A 14,482-nucleotide genomic window follows, 5' to 3' on the forward strand; every position below is an offset into this window, starting at 1 on the left:
ATGAAGGAGAGCATTATCATTTGTCGTTGCTCCGATTTAACCCAACAGGATATAAGAGATCTTATTAATGAAGGTTATACAACCTTTGACGAAATTAAAAGAATAAGTAGAGTGGGTATGGGCCCATGTCAAGGTAGAACTTGTTTACCACTGGTATTAAAGGAAATTTCTATAGCAATTGGAATACCTATGTCTGATTTATCTCCAGGGACCTTTAGACCTCCAGTAAAATCAATAAAGCTAGAAGCTCTTACAGAAGAGGCAATCGAAGGTGGTGAAAGCTATCTTGAGTAAAACAGCAGATGTTGTAATTATAGGAGGGGGTATCTCTGGCTGTACAATTGCCTATAACCTTGCTAAGAAAGGAGTAAAAAACATAGTTGTAGTTGAAAAATCATATTTGGCAAGTGGTGCAACAGGCAGATGTGGTGCTGGTATACGACAGCAATGGGGGACAGAAATGAACTGCCGTATGGCTAAGTATTCCTGTGATGAATTTGAAAGGGCAAAGGAAGAATTACAATATGATGGTGATATTGAGTTTAAACAGGGTGGCTACCTAATAGTTTCCAGTACAGAAAAGGAGCATGAGCAGTTTAAAAAAAATGTAAAGCTACAAAATAGTCTAGGTATACCATCAAAGCTATTGAGACTTGATGAGGCAAAGGAAATAGTTCCCTTTTTAAATACAGAAGGCCTAGTAAGTGCAACCTTTTGTCAAAAAGATGGACATTTAAATCCCTTTCATACTACACAGGCCTATGCTAATGCTGCCAAAAGATTAGGTGCAGAAATATTAACCTTTACGGAGGTAACTGACATAATTGTTGAAGGTGGAAAGGTAAAGGCTGTTAAAACCACTAAAGGCGATATATCAACCAATATTGTTGTTAATGCTGCTGGTGGCTATGCTCAAATGATAGGAAAAATGGCTGGTGTAGAATTACCCTTGTTCTCAGAAAGACATCAAATATTAGTAACCGAACCATTAGAACCAATTTTAGACCCAATGGTAATGTCCTTTTCACTTAATTTGTATTGTCAGCAGGTTCCCCATGGTGGCTTTATAATGGGAAGAGGAGACGAAGGAGAACCTAGAGACTTAAGGATAACTTCAGGCTGGCATTTTGTTGAAGAAATGTCTAAAACCATAACGAAGCTGCTTCCTCCTTTAAAGAATGCAAGGTTTTTAAGGCAATGGGCTGGGCTTTACAATATGTCACCTGATCGACAGCCTATATATGGGCCTGTCAATGAGGTGGAAGGCTTCTATTTGGCAGTTGGCTATAGTGGACATGGATTTATGCTTGGACCAGCAACAGGCAGAGTGATTGCAGAATCAATTTTAGGGGAGGAAACAACTTTACCAATTGATATGCTAAACCTTGATAGATTTAAAGAAGGAAAACTCATATTTGAGCCTTCAGTGGTTTAATACTATAATAGCGAAGGTGGGTTAAGACTATGAAAATTCTTGTTAAAAATGACGACCTATGTATTGGCTGCGGAGCCTGTGAAGAGGTATGCTCTACAGCTTATTTCAAGGAGAACAACATTGAAAAATCCTGTATTCAAGTTGAAAAGGGTGAAGATAACAAGATTAATGTATGTAATCAATGTGGTGTCTGTATTGATATATGTCCTGTAATGGTAATAGGCAGAAATAAAAGTGGTGTAGTTAGAATAAATAAAAGGGATTGCGTTGGTTGCTTTATGTGTGTGGGTTTTTGTCCTGAGCTTTCTATGAGACAGCATGACGACTATATAGAACCCTTTAAATGTGTAGCATGTGGACTTTGTGCAAGAAAATGTCCAACTGCAGCAATAGCAATAGAGGATGTTGAAAAGGAAGGAAAAGAAAAATTATAATGACTTATAGAAATGAGAGTATTAGCTTTCACTACTTTATGAAGGAGGCTTTAATATGGATGTAAAGGCTTTAAAGGCAGCACATAAGCTATTAGCAGAATATAAGTATGAGCCAGCTAAGCTAAAGAAGGGCTATACAGACAAAACCCTATATATAAATATAGGTGATAATAGAATTGAAGCTAAGGATGTTCCAGCTTCAATGAAGGAAAAGTTTATTGGTGGAAAAGGCTATGGACTTAAGTATCTATGGGATGCTACTACACCAGAAACTAAATGGAATGATCCAGAAAATGAAATAGTAATTGCAGGTGGACCATTATGTGGAATCACTCAATACCCTGGTGCTGGTAAATCATTGGTTGTAACAATTTCACCAATGACTGATATTCCCATTGACAGTAACGTAGGTGGCTACTTTGGTCCATACTTAAAGTTTTCCGGCTGGGACGCATTGGAGATTCAAGGTAAGGCTAAGGAGGACATTATAATTTACATTGATGGTAATAACGGTGTTATAAGAATTGATGAAGCACCATTAGAGGCTATTGATGGTCATGTAGTATCTGAAGAGTTAACTGAGATGTATGCTGACTCAGAGGAGGATAAAAAGAATATATCAGTTATTTCTGCTGGTACAGCAGCAAACCATGCCAATATTGGTCTATTAAATTTTTCCTTCTATGATATAAGAAGAAGGGTAGCTAGACTAAAGCAGGCAGGTCGAGGTGGTATTGGTAGAGTACTAAGAGATAAAAAGATTAAAGCAATAGTTATTAAGTTTAAAGGTACAAAGGGGGACTTAAATAAGCCTGCAAATCAAAGCTTAATAAATAAGGCTGGTATTAAGCTCCATAAGCAAATACACGACTATGATGATGTTCAATGTAGAATGAGACAAATAGGTACAGCAAACATTATAGAGGTAATGGATGAATATGATCTATTACCAACACATAACTATCAATATGGCAATCATCCAGATACCCATAAAATTGCATCTAATGTTTTTGTTGAAAAATACATTACTCAAGGTATGCCAGATGGCTGCTGGTTTGGTTGTTCACTTTCATGTGCAAAGGCAGCAGATAATTTTGAGTTAAAAACAGGCTCCTATAAAGGACATAAGGTTACAATAGATGGACCAGAATACGAAAATGCAGCTGGATTAGGCTCAAACTGTGGAATTTTTGATCCAGAAATGATACTAGAAGCTAATTTCTATTGTGATACCTACGGAGTTGACACTATTTCCTTCGGTACAATTTGTGCCTTTGCAATGGAATGCTATGAAAGAGGAATAATTAATAAAGAAATAACAGGTGGATTAGAGCTTAAATTTGGAAATGCAATAGCTCAATTAGAACTACTACATCAAATGTCAAGGGGAGAGGGCTTTGGAGCACTTATAGGTCTTGGAGTTAAGCAGCTAAAAAGAATTTTTGTTGAAGAACATGGTGCTGACCCAGACTTCCTAAATGATATTGGAATGGAGCAAAAAGGTCTTGAGGTATCAGAATATCTACCTAAGGAATCCTTAGCTCAACAGGGAGGGTATGGACTTACCAATAAAGGACCACAGCATGATGAAGCTTGGTTAATATTTATGGATATGGTAAATAATCAAATTCCAACCTTTGAAGACAAAGCAGAGGCCCTGCATTATTTCCCAATGTTTAGAACCTGGTTTGGCTTAATGGGTCTATGTAAGCTTCCCTGGAATGATACCTCCCCACCAGATAATCACTTAACAGATGAGCCTGCAAAAATGCCAGAGCATGTTCAGCATTATGTAAACATCTATAATGGCGTTACTGGTAGTAATATCGATAAGGATGAATTAATACTGCAATCGGAAAGAATATATAATTTCCAAAGAATATTTAATATAAGAAGAGGAAAAGGTCTAAGAAAGCATGATGCAATGCCATACAGAGCAATAGGCCCAGTTACATTTGAGGAGTATGAATCACGTAAGGAAAGGTACGATCAACAATTAAAGGATTTACTAGACTATAACCCCGAAGGGAAAACAACAGAAGAAAAAATAAAAATAATGAGGGAGTACAGATTAAATCAATATGAGCTTTTAACGGATGCGGTATATAAAAGAAGAGGTTGGACTCCAAATGGAGTGCCTACCATAGAGCACCTAAGTAAAATTGGAATGGAGTTACCAGAGCTTGTAGAGGTAGTTAAAAACCATATTTAGAGATTAACTAAATTTTGAATTAGGTGACGGGTATTATTACCCGTTACCTTAATATCTAACTACTATGGAGGTTTGATATGATAAAGGTGAACTCAAAGGATTTCGAATGGGAGGAAGGACTTACTGTTCAGAAGCTATTAGATAAAAAGAAATACACCTTCCCCAAAATTTACGTTACTATAAATGGAGAAATAGTCGAAAAAGAGGAATATGATATAACCTTAATTAAAGACGGAGACGATGTAAAGGTTATACATTTATTGGCAGGTGGATGATTAAAAGTAGAGCTTTTGATCTACTTTTTTTGATATTTTTAAACTATATACCTTGTTGTAGCAAGTATTACTTTACATAAATAGATTATGTAAACTAAATCCGCTAATTAATCAATACTATATTAAATTATAACTCAGAGGCGTTACTAATACTTCCGCTTATTAACTGGAGTTAAGTTTTCTTTATTGCATGTTTTACTTAATAAATATATACTATATTATAGTTGAGGAGGTAATAATATGGTTAATAGAATAGAAGCTTTAGAATACCTAAAAAAAGACATTATAAAAAATGTAAGCATAGTTAATTTTATAGAATCCTATGAATGTAGCTTAATTGAAAGAGTTGGTGAATCAGTACTAGTAAAGGGAAAAAGTGATAGAAACTGGGTATATATTAGTAGTAAATCTGAAAAGGAATTATTAAAGATAAAGGATATTCTAAGGGAGGAGGATAGAGAATTTGCTGTAATTGAAAATTGGATGCTTCCAATATTAACTTATGGCAAGGAAGTAAAATGGAAGCTATCAAGTATGCGTTTATATCTTCCCCCTAAAGCAGCTGTTAATAGACCAAGAGAAATAACTGATAACTTGACTGTAGATGATGCAGAATATATTTATAATAACTCAGACTATAAAGAATACTTATCTGTAGATTATATAACAGAAAGAATAGTCAATGGGGTTGGATCATGTATAAGGGATAATGGTAAGCCTGTTGGATGGGCATTAACTCAAGACGATGGGGCTATAGGCTTTTTACATGTGATGCCTGACTTTAGAAAAATGGGATTTGCAACAGATATAACATTAGACATAATAAAAAAGATTAGAAAACAAGGAGAATTACCCTTTGTACACATTGAGGAGAATAATACTGCCTCTATGAACCTAGCCTTTGGAATAGGATTTGTTTTACATGAAGTAGTTAGCTGGTTTGAGCTGGAGGCATAAAAAAAATCATTACATTATATATGGCTTTGACAGGTAAATAAATCTATGCTAATATCAAATGAAATATTTATAAAGGAGGTTATTGAATGTCGTCAGAAATGAATAACGGGAATAATGATTTTGTACCTTCAAACTTTATTCATCGAATTATTGATAAAGACATTGAAGAGGGTATATACGGGGGAAGAGTTCATACTAGATTTCCTCCAGAGCCAAATGGATATTTACATATAGGCAGTGCTTATGCAATTAACATTAATTATACCATTAAGGAGAAGTATAATGGTAAGTTTAATTTAAGATTTGATGATACTGATCCTAAAAAAGAAGATGTAGAATATGTAAATGCTATCATTGAAGATATGAAATGGTTAGGCTGTGACTGGGAAGACAGACTGTTTTATGCTTCAGATTACTTTGAAGCTTTGTATGAATATGCAGTTAAGCTAATTAAGAAGAGTAAAGCATATGTGTGTGACTTAACTGCTGAAGAAATTAGAGAATATCGAGGAACCCTAACTGAACCAGGAAAGGATAGTCCCTATAGAAATAGAACCATAGAAGAAAATTTAGATCTGTTCGAGAGAATGAAGAATGGAGAATTTCCAGAGGGAGCAAAAACCCTAAGGGCAAAAATAGACATGACTTCACCAAATACTAACATGAGGGACCCTGTTTTATATAGAATTCAATATACTAAGCACTATAGAACTGGAGATAAGTGGTGTATTTATCCAATGTATGATTACACCCATCCTATCTCAGACGCCTTAGAGAATATCACCCATTCCCTATGCTCTATAGAGTTTTTAAACCACAGACCCTTATATGATTGGGTATTAAATGAGATTGATGATTTTAAGACACCTCCTAAACAACGGGAGTTCGGTAGAATGAGCTTAAAAGGTGTAGTCACAAGTAAAAGATACCTAAGAGAAATGGTTGAAGGCGGTTATGTTGATGGCTGGGATGATCCTAGAATGCCCACCCTTAGAGGATTAAGAAGAAGGGGCTATACTCCTGAAGCAGTTAGACATTTTCTAGGGGAAATTGGGATTTCAAAGGATGGAAGTCTTGTTGATGGTGCTATGCTTGAGCATAGCTTAAGGAATGATTTGAAGCTTAAGGCTCCTCGACGAATGGCAGTACTACAGCCATTAAAGCTTGTTATAACCAATTACCCAGAGGGACAGGTTGAGTGGCTAGATGCAGATAATAATCCAGAAAACCCAGAGATGGGCACACGAAAAATACCCTTTTCAAGAGAGATATATATTGAAAGAGAAGATTTTATGGAGGATCCCCCTAAAAAGTTTTACAGACTTTTTCCAGGTAATGAGGTTCGCCTAAGACATGCCTATTTCGTAAAATGTGAAAAGGTTATAAAGGATGATAAAACTGGAGAGGTTGTTGAAATTCATTGTACCTACGACCCAGAAACAAAAAGTGGAACAGGATTTACTGGAAGGAAGGTAAAAGGCACAATACATTGGGTATCAGCTTCACATGCAGTGAAGGCAGAGGTTAGACTATATGACAATTTCCTTCTTGATAAGGAAGATAAAAAGGACTGGAAGGAAAAAATAAATCCAAACTCACTCATTATATTAGATGATTGCTATTTAGAACCATCTTTAGGAGAGGCAAGCATAGAGGATAAATTCCAGTTTTTAAGACATGGCTACTTCTGTGTTGATTCAAAGTACACATCTAATGAAAAGCTGGTGTTTAATAGAGCAGTATCCTTAAAGGATTCCTATAAATAGATTCTGAAATGTACTAATATAAGCCAACTTAAAAATAACCATTCCTTATGGTTATTTTTGTTTTAATAAATTAGTTATCTATAGATTTTTTCATTACCATTAAGCATTTACAATTAAGCATTAAACTATTTAGAGGGATTTTAAAAAAAAGATAGAAGAGTTACAATATAATTAATATCTTAGGATAATTACTTAATGAATAACTTTATTTTATATTGAGGGGTGGAAATTATATGGAATACAAAAGCTTGTTGTTAGAGGATATAACTCCTTCATTACTTGATGATTTTGATAGATATGAAGAGGTATATCGTGCTTGGAGAAAGGAAAAGGGAGAGTATTACTTAAAAGACGTCTATTATACTGAAAGTTGGGATTCGGAAGAGTTAAAAACGGTACAAAATTCATTAAAGGAAACTATTATTAAAGGAGGTACAGTTTTAGGGGTCTATGATAAAACAAAGCTAGTAGGATTTGCCTCCTTAGAATCTCAATTCTTTGGTAGTAAAAATCAGTATATTCAATTATCAAACCTTCACATCACAAGGGATTATCGTTCTTTAGGTATTGGAAAAACCTTATTTAACTTATGCGTTGAAAAAGCAAGTGAATATGGTGCAAAAAAAATATATATTTCTGCCTCTTCCTGCGAAAACACACAAATCTTTTATAAGAGAATGGGTTGTGTCTTTACTAAAGAAATAAATAAAAAGCTCCATGAGCTAGAGCCTTATGATTGTCAGTTAGAGTTTGAAATAAAGCTATAAGCCTAATCACTAAGTTTTAAAACATGTTTTGGAGGATATATAATGGATAATAAAAATGTTAGAATAATTGAAGTGGTACCCTACAATCCCCACTGGGTGGAGGAGTTTCAAAAAGAGTCAAAAAAGCTCTTTAGGATTTTAAGCAAAGAAGCAATTGAAATTCACCATATAGGCAGTACTTCAATTCCTGGCATTAGCGCTAAACCAGTTATTGATATTATGATTGTAGTAAAGGATATTAACAAAATAGATGAATATAATAATGAATTAGAGGAGTTAGGTTATATACCAAAGGGCGAATATGGTATTAAGGGTAGAAGATTTTTTCTTAAAGGCTTATATAATAGAACCCACCATCTGCATGTTTTTGAAAAAGGAAATCAAGAAGTAGCAAAGCATTTAAACTTTAAGAGCTATATGATATGCCATCCAAATGAGGCGAAGGAATATGAGGAACTGAAAAAGGAGCTGGCTCAAAAACATAAATATGATAATGTCGCATATTGTAAAGGTAAGGATGCCTTTATAAAAAATATTGACGAGAAGGCAGGTGAATGGGCCAGAACACAAAAATAGAGATAATTAATATTTACCTCCCAATTTTTACAGGTGGATTTAGTTTACATAATGTCTTACTATTAAACTAATATGTATAAAAAGGGGGGAAATAATATATGCATAGGATAAAACATTTTTTTGCTTTTTTAATAATAACTGCTTTTGTAATAACTCCACTAAATAGTAATGCTCTAATGGTTCACAGGGTTCAGCAGGGTGAAACTATGTTTGAAATTGCTAAAGACTATGGAGTAACTTTACAAGAGTTAAAAGGCAGTAATAGGTTTTTGAAAAGCCCTGAGGTCATTTATAACAAACAGCTGTTGATTATACCTATAGATGATCTCTATGTTGTAAAACCTGGTGATACTCTATATAAAATATCTAAAGCTTTAGGTATTCCTATGGAGGCTTTAGCAAAGGAAAATAATCTATTAGATATCAACAGGCTTTATGTGGGACAGAAGCTGCAGGTGCCTGAAAAAACAAAAGATGACTATAGTAACAACGGAAAAGAAGTTTATGTTGTTAAAAAGGGGGATACTCTTTTTAAGATTGCACAAGCAGAAGGAGTAACTGTTGATGCTATAGCAAAGGCTAATGGTATTAGTAACATAAATATGATTTATTTAGGGCAAGAACTAATTATCCCTAAGAAGAAAGCTCCTGCACCAGTAAAAAAACAGCCAGAAAAAGATTTCCAATACTCTGTTAATCAATTAAGAAAAATGTACCCAGATACTATTTATTTAAAGGGTAGTGGTAATGAAAGAAGAATAGCTTTAACCTTTGATGATGGACCTAATGTAACTTATACTAATCAAGTACTTGATACCCTAAAAAAATATGATGTACCAGCAACATTTTTTATAATGGGTAGTAGGGCTGAAAGATTTCCTAATATAGTTAATAGAGTAGTTTCAGAAGGTCATACTATAGGAAATCACACATGGAATCATCCAGACCTTAGAAAGAGCTCTAATGAAGCTATTACTGATCAAATAGAAACCACTGAGGATATTTTATTTGAAATTACAGGACTAAGAACAACATTAATGAGACCACCCTATGGTGCTATTTCAGCTAATGTTGTAGAAAACCTAAAGGCAAAGGAGTATAAAATAATTAATTGGTCAGTAGACTCTGTAGATTGGAGAGACAAAAATGTTGACCAGATTATAATTAATACCTTAAAGGATGTAAGTAATAATGATATTGTTCTTTTCCATGATGCAAGTGGAGATGGAGTTAGCATGCAAACCACAGTTGATTCTCTTCCTGAATTAATAGAAACACTGAAATTAAACGGATACACCTTTGTTACTGTAGATGAATTACTAAATATTAATCCATATAAATAATACTAAAAGAGCCGTAAACAATGTAGCTATGTTTGCGGCTCTACTAATGCTTTCATTAAATTTCAATGGTTGCCCCATCTATAACCTGAATACCTTCTGTTAGCTTCAGCTCTTCAATTACTTTAAATAAAGCATCATCCTTTTTCTTCGCTTCAATCATAATATCAAAATCTCTATTTATTACCTTAGCTTTATTAATAAAATCCAGTAAAAAATTTATATCGACAAAATCGGCGTGGGCTTTTGGCTGCTTTAAAGACTTCGGGGAGGAAACATGTATTTTAGGCTTTTGCACTTCATTGTTCCAAGTATCAAATATATCCCCTAATATATCTTCTATTTTTTCTTCATTATTGTTACACCAATGATGATGTATATCTAGTACCATTGGAATCTTTAAATCATTACATAGAGTCAAGACCTCCATTGCAGTATATGACTTATCATCATTTTCTAAAATAATTCTATCCTGTATTTTCTTATCAATAGATCTAAATTGCCTTATAAACCGTTCCATAGACTTCTTTTTATTGCCATAAGTACCACCAACGTGCAATACCAGCTTTGCTTCCTTTTCTGAAAGACCCATTGCTTCAAAAATCTTTAAATGATATTCTAAGTCCTTTATAGACGACCTTAATATGTTATCGTCAGGAGTGTTTATAACAGTAAAGTGATCTGGATGAGCACTAACTCTTAGATTATGTTCTTTAACATAATCACCTATCCTTTTAAACATGTCCTTAAACTCATCTATATAATCCCAGTCAAACACCTCATCATGGGTAACAAGAGGCACCAATTTAGATGTAAATCTATAAATCCTTATATCATGGGCTACATTATAAATTAAAATTCTCCTTGTAGCATCTAAGTTTTCCTTTACAATGCTCTTAAGCTTATACAGCTGTGTTTCTTCATCCGGTAGCTGACAAAACCTTTTAAAATTTATGATTTTGTTAGGTGAAGCTTTATATAGGTTTAAAGGTAGAGCAACATAACCAAATCGGATTATCACTAAAATCACCTCATAAATATCATTCCCTTAATGTTATAGGTTAATCTGCTAAATATAGTAAGGATTACGAAAAACTTAACTCCTTTTTAAAAAGCTTAGCTAAAATAAATACATTTCAGTGGTGTGTAAGTATATAAGTATGGTACAATTTAATACGACAAATATTTCAATAATCGACAATAAAAATAATGTCGAATGATACTAAGCTATAGGGTTTGTTAATAAGTAACAAATGAGTATCTAGGTAAAGAAGGAAGTGCTTTTGTAGAATATTAACAAATCAAAAACAATAAAGGGTTAAATATTTAACAATATCTGTGGATAAAAATTGAAGTTATACACAATTTAGTCAATGACTAAATATTCTTGATTTACAATGGTATTTGATTGTTATTTTTAAAGTTAGTAAAATTTCTAAAAATCATAATATAAAAGCATAAGTAAGTAACAAATATCGACATATGTTACATGAAATCACCTGTATAATAATAGATGAATGATCATTACTAATTCTGCTACCAATGATGGCTGGAGAATACCTTTAGCTTAACGGTTACAGATTAAAGGGGGTTGATTATTATAAAAAAAGATACTAAAAATTTAATATTGGCTATATTAATAATTGCTTTAATCGCACTGAATATCTATCAATACAATAGCAATTTGGAAATTAAATAAACTATGGGAGTAAAATATCTACTATAGTAACAGATGCTTTAGGTTCAGGAATTTGGGTGTTGAGTGGTGTTACAAGTAGTGGTACTATCACCGAAGGATCATTAACTTGGATAATTAACAACAGAAATATGCTTAGACAATGCGTACGACTGGGGACTGAAGGTTATCCTCAAGTAATTTCGTTTCTTGATAATTCAGAGGATGATTTGAAAGAACTACTAAAACTTATTAAGGAAAATGGAAATCAAGAAGAAATAGAGATTTTAGTAAAGAAGATTAGAGAGAATGCACAAAAAAGCTTTGACACAGCTGAAAAATTAAGAGAGCTTGCAGATGAATATGATAGAAGTGAGAAATGGGATTTACTGTGGTATAAAAATAGTGTTGGAGATACCGACAAAATAACTAAAATAATTAATGAAGGATTAAGATAGTAATAATTATTTCAGGTAAAGCAGGAGGTTATTTAATTTGTCAAAGACCTCCTGTTTTTTCTAGTTAATTTACTGTTCTTTAAATGTATATTTAGGGAATAGTTTAGTATTTAATATTATCATCAATGATAATGTATGTTTTCAGCAATAACATCCAATCTCATCTATTACTAATGACGTAGATCAGTTTCTGCTGGTTTAAAACCCATCTTTTTCATTTATAATAAATACTTTCATTCTTTTCTTTTCATATTGTCCTTCTATTATCACTAGATTATTACAAACTCTTTCTGGAGATCTACAATCAATACATTTTTCTAAATCAACACATGGTGGATTCATTCCTGCCCTTTTGGCGTTTTTCGGTGAAGCAATGTTCCTAACCCTATAGATAGCTTCATCTAAGGTTTGTATAACCTTATTTATACCGATTACTATAATTACATATTTGGGACCATATAACATGGCAGCAACTCTGTTGCCACTGTGATCCATATTGACAATGTGTCCATCCATAGAGATAGCATTTGATCCTGTGACATACCAATCAGTTAACAATGCTTTTCTTTTCAACTCCCTTACCTCTTCTTTATTGTTGGCTAGTGTTTTATCATAAACTAAGTTTCCTCTTTCACTTAGCTCATAACTCAAATTCATGTTCTTTAATGTGATTGAGTTTCCAATACCAACACTATCTTTAATTGATATCATACTCATAATTTTTGATTTTGCAGTAGCAAAATCTTCAAACCAATATCCCTCAATATTTCTATCAGCTAAGTTTTTTAAAAGAACTTCAACATTTTCTTGATTCATCAAAGTACCCCTTTTCATATTTATATTTAGTAGTTGATTTTCCTGTCTGATGCTGTGCGCAGGAGCATATATTCACACTAAATGTTATCACTTTGCCTTTTAACATAATGAAGTTCAGCAAATTGATTAAACCGCCTAATGCTTTTTAATTCTAACTCAATTTCTATGTTCTGTTTATTGAATAAAGGAATTCCTGTTCCAATAATGGTAGGTGCAATACTTATTATAAACTCATCTACAAGATTCTCTTTAAGAAAATAGGATATTAAGTCTCCACCACCAACAATCCAGATATTTTTACCTTCAACACCCTTTAATGTATCTATAAATTTAACTATGTCGCCATCAACAAACTCTACATTATTATTTGGCTCATATTTAGATTTAGTGAATTCATAACACTTCTTATTCTTATAGGGAAAATTCTGTTTCTCTACCTTCATGATCCAATCATAGGTTCTTCTACCAAGAACTATTGTATCTATAGTGTCATAGAACTCCGAATACCCATTATCTCCTTCTCCTTCCACCTTAAATAACCAATCTAATGAATCATCTTCAGTAGCTATATACCCATCTAAACTTGTGGCTATAAAAATAATCACTTTTCTACTCATTTAAATGCCTCCTCACAATGGTTGAAACATTTATCTATAGAACGGAAATATACTGTTAGACGTGGTTGTAATAAGCGGCTCTAGTAATTTTGCAAGTCATTTCTAATCTTTATTTTAGATGTGACTTTTTGTTCTTCAGAATACCAATAATTATAATAGAAATAATCAAAGCAAATCCTATCCCAAGTATCCAATAAAATGTTTTTGCACTATCGTTACTTTTTACTTCACTATATGTTTTTGCAGAAATGCTTTCTGAGTTGCTGCTAGTACTTGTTAAATCTGATAATAAGATGCCATTAGAGCTCATTTTAATTTCTGTTGAATTTTCAAAACCTTTTATAGGTTCTATAGTCTCTTTTTCTAAAGAAACCTTCCATATTTTTTCAAAGTCTCTTTTAACAACTATGTATATATCCTGATTTTGAGGATCAAATATCATAGAACATTGTGTATTAAAGCTCCCTGATGTTTGAGATGTTTTCTTTAATACTTCCCACCCGGTTTCTATGTTGAAATCATTAAAATTTTCTTTTATATACTCATATGCAATCTTATACCTGTCAGCACCAACACCTGATACATTTTTATACGTTTCATCTTTAAAAGTATAATTAGAAAAATTTGACATGACTGCAAAATCATCATTAACCTTTACAATTTCATTTCCATTATCTCCAACTTCAACTATTATAGAATCTCCAAACTTATCAGCAAATAGTTTATGTATTGTAATTGGCATATTTACTAGTTTTTTATTCTCAATATGTTTTTCTATTTGTTCTACCTTTTCATACTTACCTATTAGTGCACCTAGCGAACCAATATAAATTTCATCTTCATCCAATTTTGTCTCTGCTGGTTTCTTAGGATATAGCAATTGTGTCGCAACAAATAAACCTTTGTTATTCATCCCAGCAAATGGTAAATAATCATCCCCCTGTTTAAATTCCATGGAGAGAGCTTTCACATCTTCTTCCTTATAAATAATAAGTCTAATTTCTGTATCAGGATAATCAAAATTCATTCCATATATACTGTTTTCAGAGTATACAGCAAAACTTGTACATGCATAAGATATACAACTTAAGCTCATTAGTATGATGACTAAAACAACTAAAAGAACTATAAATCTTTTCAAAATAATCCCTCCA

15 protein-coding genes are annotated in these 14,482 nt (G+C 33.0%); 11 read left to right on the forward strand and 4 right to left on the reverse strand.

Features of this window, described 5'->3' with window-relative positions; all coding sequences use genetic code 11:
• From F8154_RS13195 to F8154_RS13240, 10 genes are all read left to right on the forward strand, one after another.
• Positions 1–294, forward strand: coding sequence for a (2Fe-2S)-binding protein (locus tag F8154_RS13195; RefSeq protein ID WP_151862094.1), 294 nt, complete (start codon positions 1–3; stop codon positions 292–294).
• Positions 287–1,435 (forward strand): NAD(P)/FAD-dependent oxidoreductase, encoded by a 1,149-nt coding sequence (locus F8154_RS13200; protein ID WP_151862095.1) that lies wholly within the window; start codon positions 287–289, stop codon positions 1,433–1,435. The genes F8154_RS13195 and F8154_RS13200 overlap by 8 nt, the downstream gene beginning before the upstream one ends.
• A gap of 29 nt (positions 1,436–1,464) precedes the next feature.
• Positions 1,465–1,869, forward strand: coding sequence for a 4Fe-4S binding protein (locus F8154_RS13205; RefSeq protein ID WP_151862096.1), 405 nt, complete (start codon positions 1,465–1,467; stop codon positions 1,867–1,869).
• A gap of 55 nt (positions 1,870–1,924) precedes the next feature.
• Complete coding sequence (locus F8154_RS13210) at positions 1,925–4,081, forward strand: aldehyde ferredoxin oxidoreductase family protein (RefSeq protein ID WP_151862097.1); 2,157 nt, start codon at positions 1,925–1,927, stop codon at positions 4,079–4,081.
• Positions 4,082–4,158: 77 nt separating this feature from the next.
• Positions 4,159–4,356, forward strand: a complete 198-nt coding sequence (thiS, locus tag F8154_RS13215; protein ID WP_151862098.1) for a sulfur carrier protein ThiS — start codon at positions 4,159–4,161, stop codon at positions 4,354–4,356.
• A 240-nt stretch (positions 4,357–4,596) separates the two neighbouring features.
• On the forward strand, positions 4,597–5,313 hold the full coding sequence (locus F8154_RS13220) for a GNAT family N-acetyltransferase (protein WP_151862099.1): 717 nt from the start codon (positions 4,597–4,599) through the stop codon (positions 5,311–5,313).
• Between the two features lie 86 nt (positions 5,314–5,399).
• Positions 5,400–7,079, forward strand: coding sequence for a glutamine--tRNA ligase/YqeY domain fusion protein (locus F8154_RS13225; protein ID WP_243141255.1), 1,680 nt, complete (start codon positions 5,400–5,402; stop codon positions 7,077–7,079).
• Positions 7,080–7,312: 233 nt separating this feature from the next.
• A complete protein-coding gene (locus tag F8154_RS13230) occupies positions 7,313–7,846 on the forward strand; it encodes a GNAT family N-acetyltransferase (RefSeq protein ID WP_151862100.1) in 534 nt (177 codons plus the stop codon).
• Positions 7,847–7,888: 42 nt separating this feature from the next.
• Positions 7,889–8,422: a GrpB family protein gene (locus F8154_RS13235; RefSeq protein WP_330577918.1), complete on the forward strand. Its 534-nt coding sequence runs from the start codon at positions 7,889–7,891 to the stop codon at positions 8,420–8,422.
• A 98-nt stretch (positions 8,423–8,520) separates the two neighbouring features.
• Positions 8,521–9,765 carry a LysM peptidoglycan-binding domain-containing protein gene (locus F8154_RS13240; RefSeq protein WP_151862102.1) on the forward strand — a complete coding sequence of 415 codons (1,245 nt, stop codon included), beginning with the start codon at positions 8,521–8,523 and terminating at the stop codon, positions 9,763–9,765.
• A gap of 55 nt (positions 9,766–9,820) precedes the next feature.
• On the opposite strand, the gene uvsE is transcribed toward F8154_RS13240, so the two are convergent.
• On the reverse strand, positions 9,821–10,783 hold the full coding sequence (gene uvsE, locus F8154_RS13245; RefSeq protein ID WP_151862103.1) for a UV DNA damage repair endonuclease UvsE: 963 nt from the start codon (positions 10,781–10,783) through the stop codon (positions 9,821–9,823).
• A 737-nt stretch (positions 10,784–11,520) separates the two neighbouring features.
• Between uvsE and F8154_RS13250 the strand changes: the two genes are divergently transcribed.
• The gene (locus tag F8154_RS13250) at positions 11,521–11,895 is read left to right on the forward strand and encodes a hypothetical protein (RefSeq protein ID WP_151862104.1); all 375 of its coding nucleotides are present in this window, start codon (positions 11,521–11,523) and stop codon (positions 11,893–11,895) included.
• A 198-nt stretch (positions 11,896–12,093) separates the two neighbouring features.
• Here F8154_RS13250 and F8154_RS13255 read toward each other — a convergent pair whose 3' ends face one another.
• From F8154_RS13255 to F8154_RS13265, 3 genes are all read right to left on the reverse strand, one after another.
• Positions 12,094–12,711 carry a lactate utilization protein gene (locus tag F8154_RS13255; protein WP_192930303.1) on the reverse strand — a complete coding sequence of 206 codons (618 nt, stop codon included), beginning with the start codon at positions 12,709–12,711 and terminating at the stop codon, positions 12,094–12,096.
• A 77-nt stretch (positions 12,712–12,788) separates the two neighbouring features.
• Positions 12,789–13,328, reverse strand: coding sequence for a dihydrofolate reductase family protein (locus F8154_RS13260; protein WP_192930304.1), 540 nt, complete (start codon positions 13,326–13,328; stop codon positions 12,789–12,791).
• A gap of 109 nt (positions 13,329–13,437) precedes the next feature.
• Positions 13,438–14,469, reverse strand: coding sequence for a linear amide C-N hydrolase (locus tag F8154_RS13265; RefSeq protein WP_151862106.1), 1,032 nt, complete (start codon positions 14,467–14,469; stop codon positions 13,438–13,440).
• Positions 14,470–14,482 lie beyond the last annotated feature (13 nt).

The sequence above is a fragment of the Alkaliphilus pronyensis genome, from assembly GCF_009017275.1.
Lineage (GTDB): Bacteria > Bacillota > Clostridia > Peptostreptococcales > Natronincolaceae > Alkaliphilus_C > Alkaliphilus_C pronyensis.

Bases quoted from the DNA above. Each gene is read 5' to 3' on its own strand.
- F8154_RS13260 (WP_192930304.1), bottom strand. From the start codon at position 13,328: ATGAGTAGAAAAGTGATTATTTTTATAGCCACAAGTTTAGATGGGTAT.
- F8154_RS13220 (WP_151862099.1), top strand. From the start codon at position 4,597: ATGGTTAATAGAATAGAAGCTTTAGAATACCTAAAAAAAGACATTATA.
- F8154_RS13255 (WP_192930303.1), bottom strand. From the start codon at position 12,711: ATGAATCAAGAAAATGTTGAAGTTCTTTTAAAAAACTTAGCTGATAGA.
- F8154_RS13235 (WP_330577918.1), top strand. From the start codon at position 7,889: ATGGATAATAAAAATGTTAGAATAATTGAAGTGGTACCCTACAATCCC.
- thiS (WP_151862098.1), top strand. From the start codon at position 4,159: ATGATAAAGGTGAACTCAAAGGATTTCGAATGGGAGGAAGGACTTACT.
- F8154_RS13240 (WP_151862102.1), top strand. From the start codon at position 8,521: ATGCATAGGATAAAACATTTTTTTGCTTTTTTAATAATAACTGCTTTT.
- F8154_RS13225 (WP_243141255.1), top strand. From the start codon at position 5,400: ATGTCGTCAGAAATGAATAACGGGAATAATGATTTTGTACCTTCAAAC.
- F8154_RS13230 (WP_151862100.1), top strand. From the start codon at position 7,313: ATGGAATACAAAAGCTTGTTGTTAGAGGATATAACTCCTTCATTACTT.
- F8154_RS13205 (WP_151862096.1), top strand. From the start codon at position 1,465: ATGAAAATTCTTGTTAAAAATGACGACCTATGTATTGGCTGCGGAGCC.
- F8154_RS13195 (WP_151862094.1), top strand. From the start codon at position 1: ATGAAGGAGAGCATTATCATTTGTCGTTGCTCCGATTTAACCCAACAG.
- F8154_RS13210 (WP_151862097.1), top strand. From the start codon at position 1,925: ATGGATGTAAAGGCTTTAAAGGCAGCACATAAGCTATTAGCAGAATAT.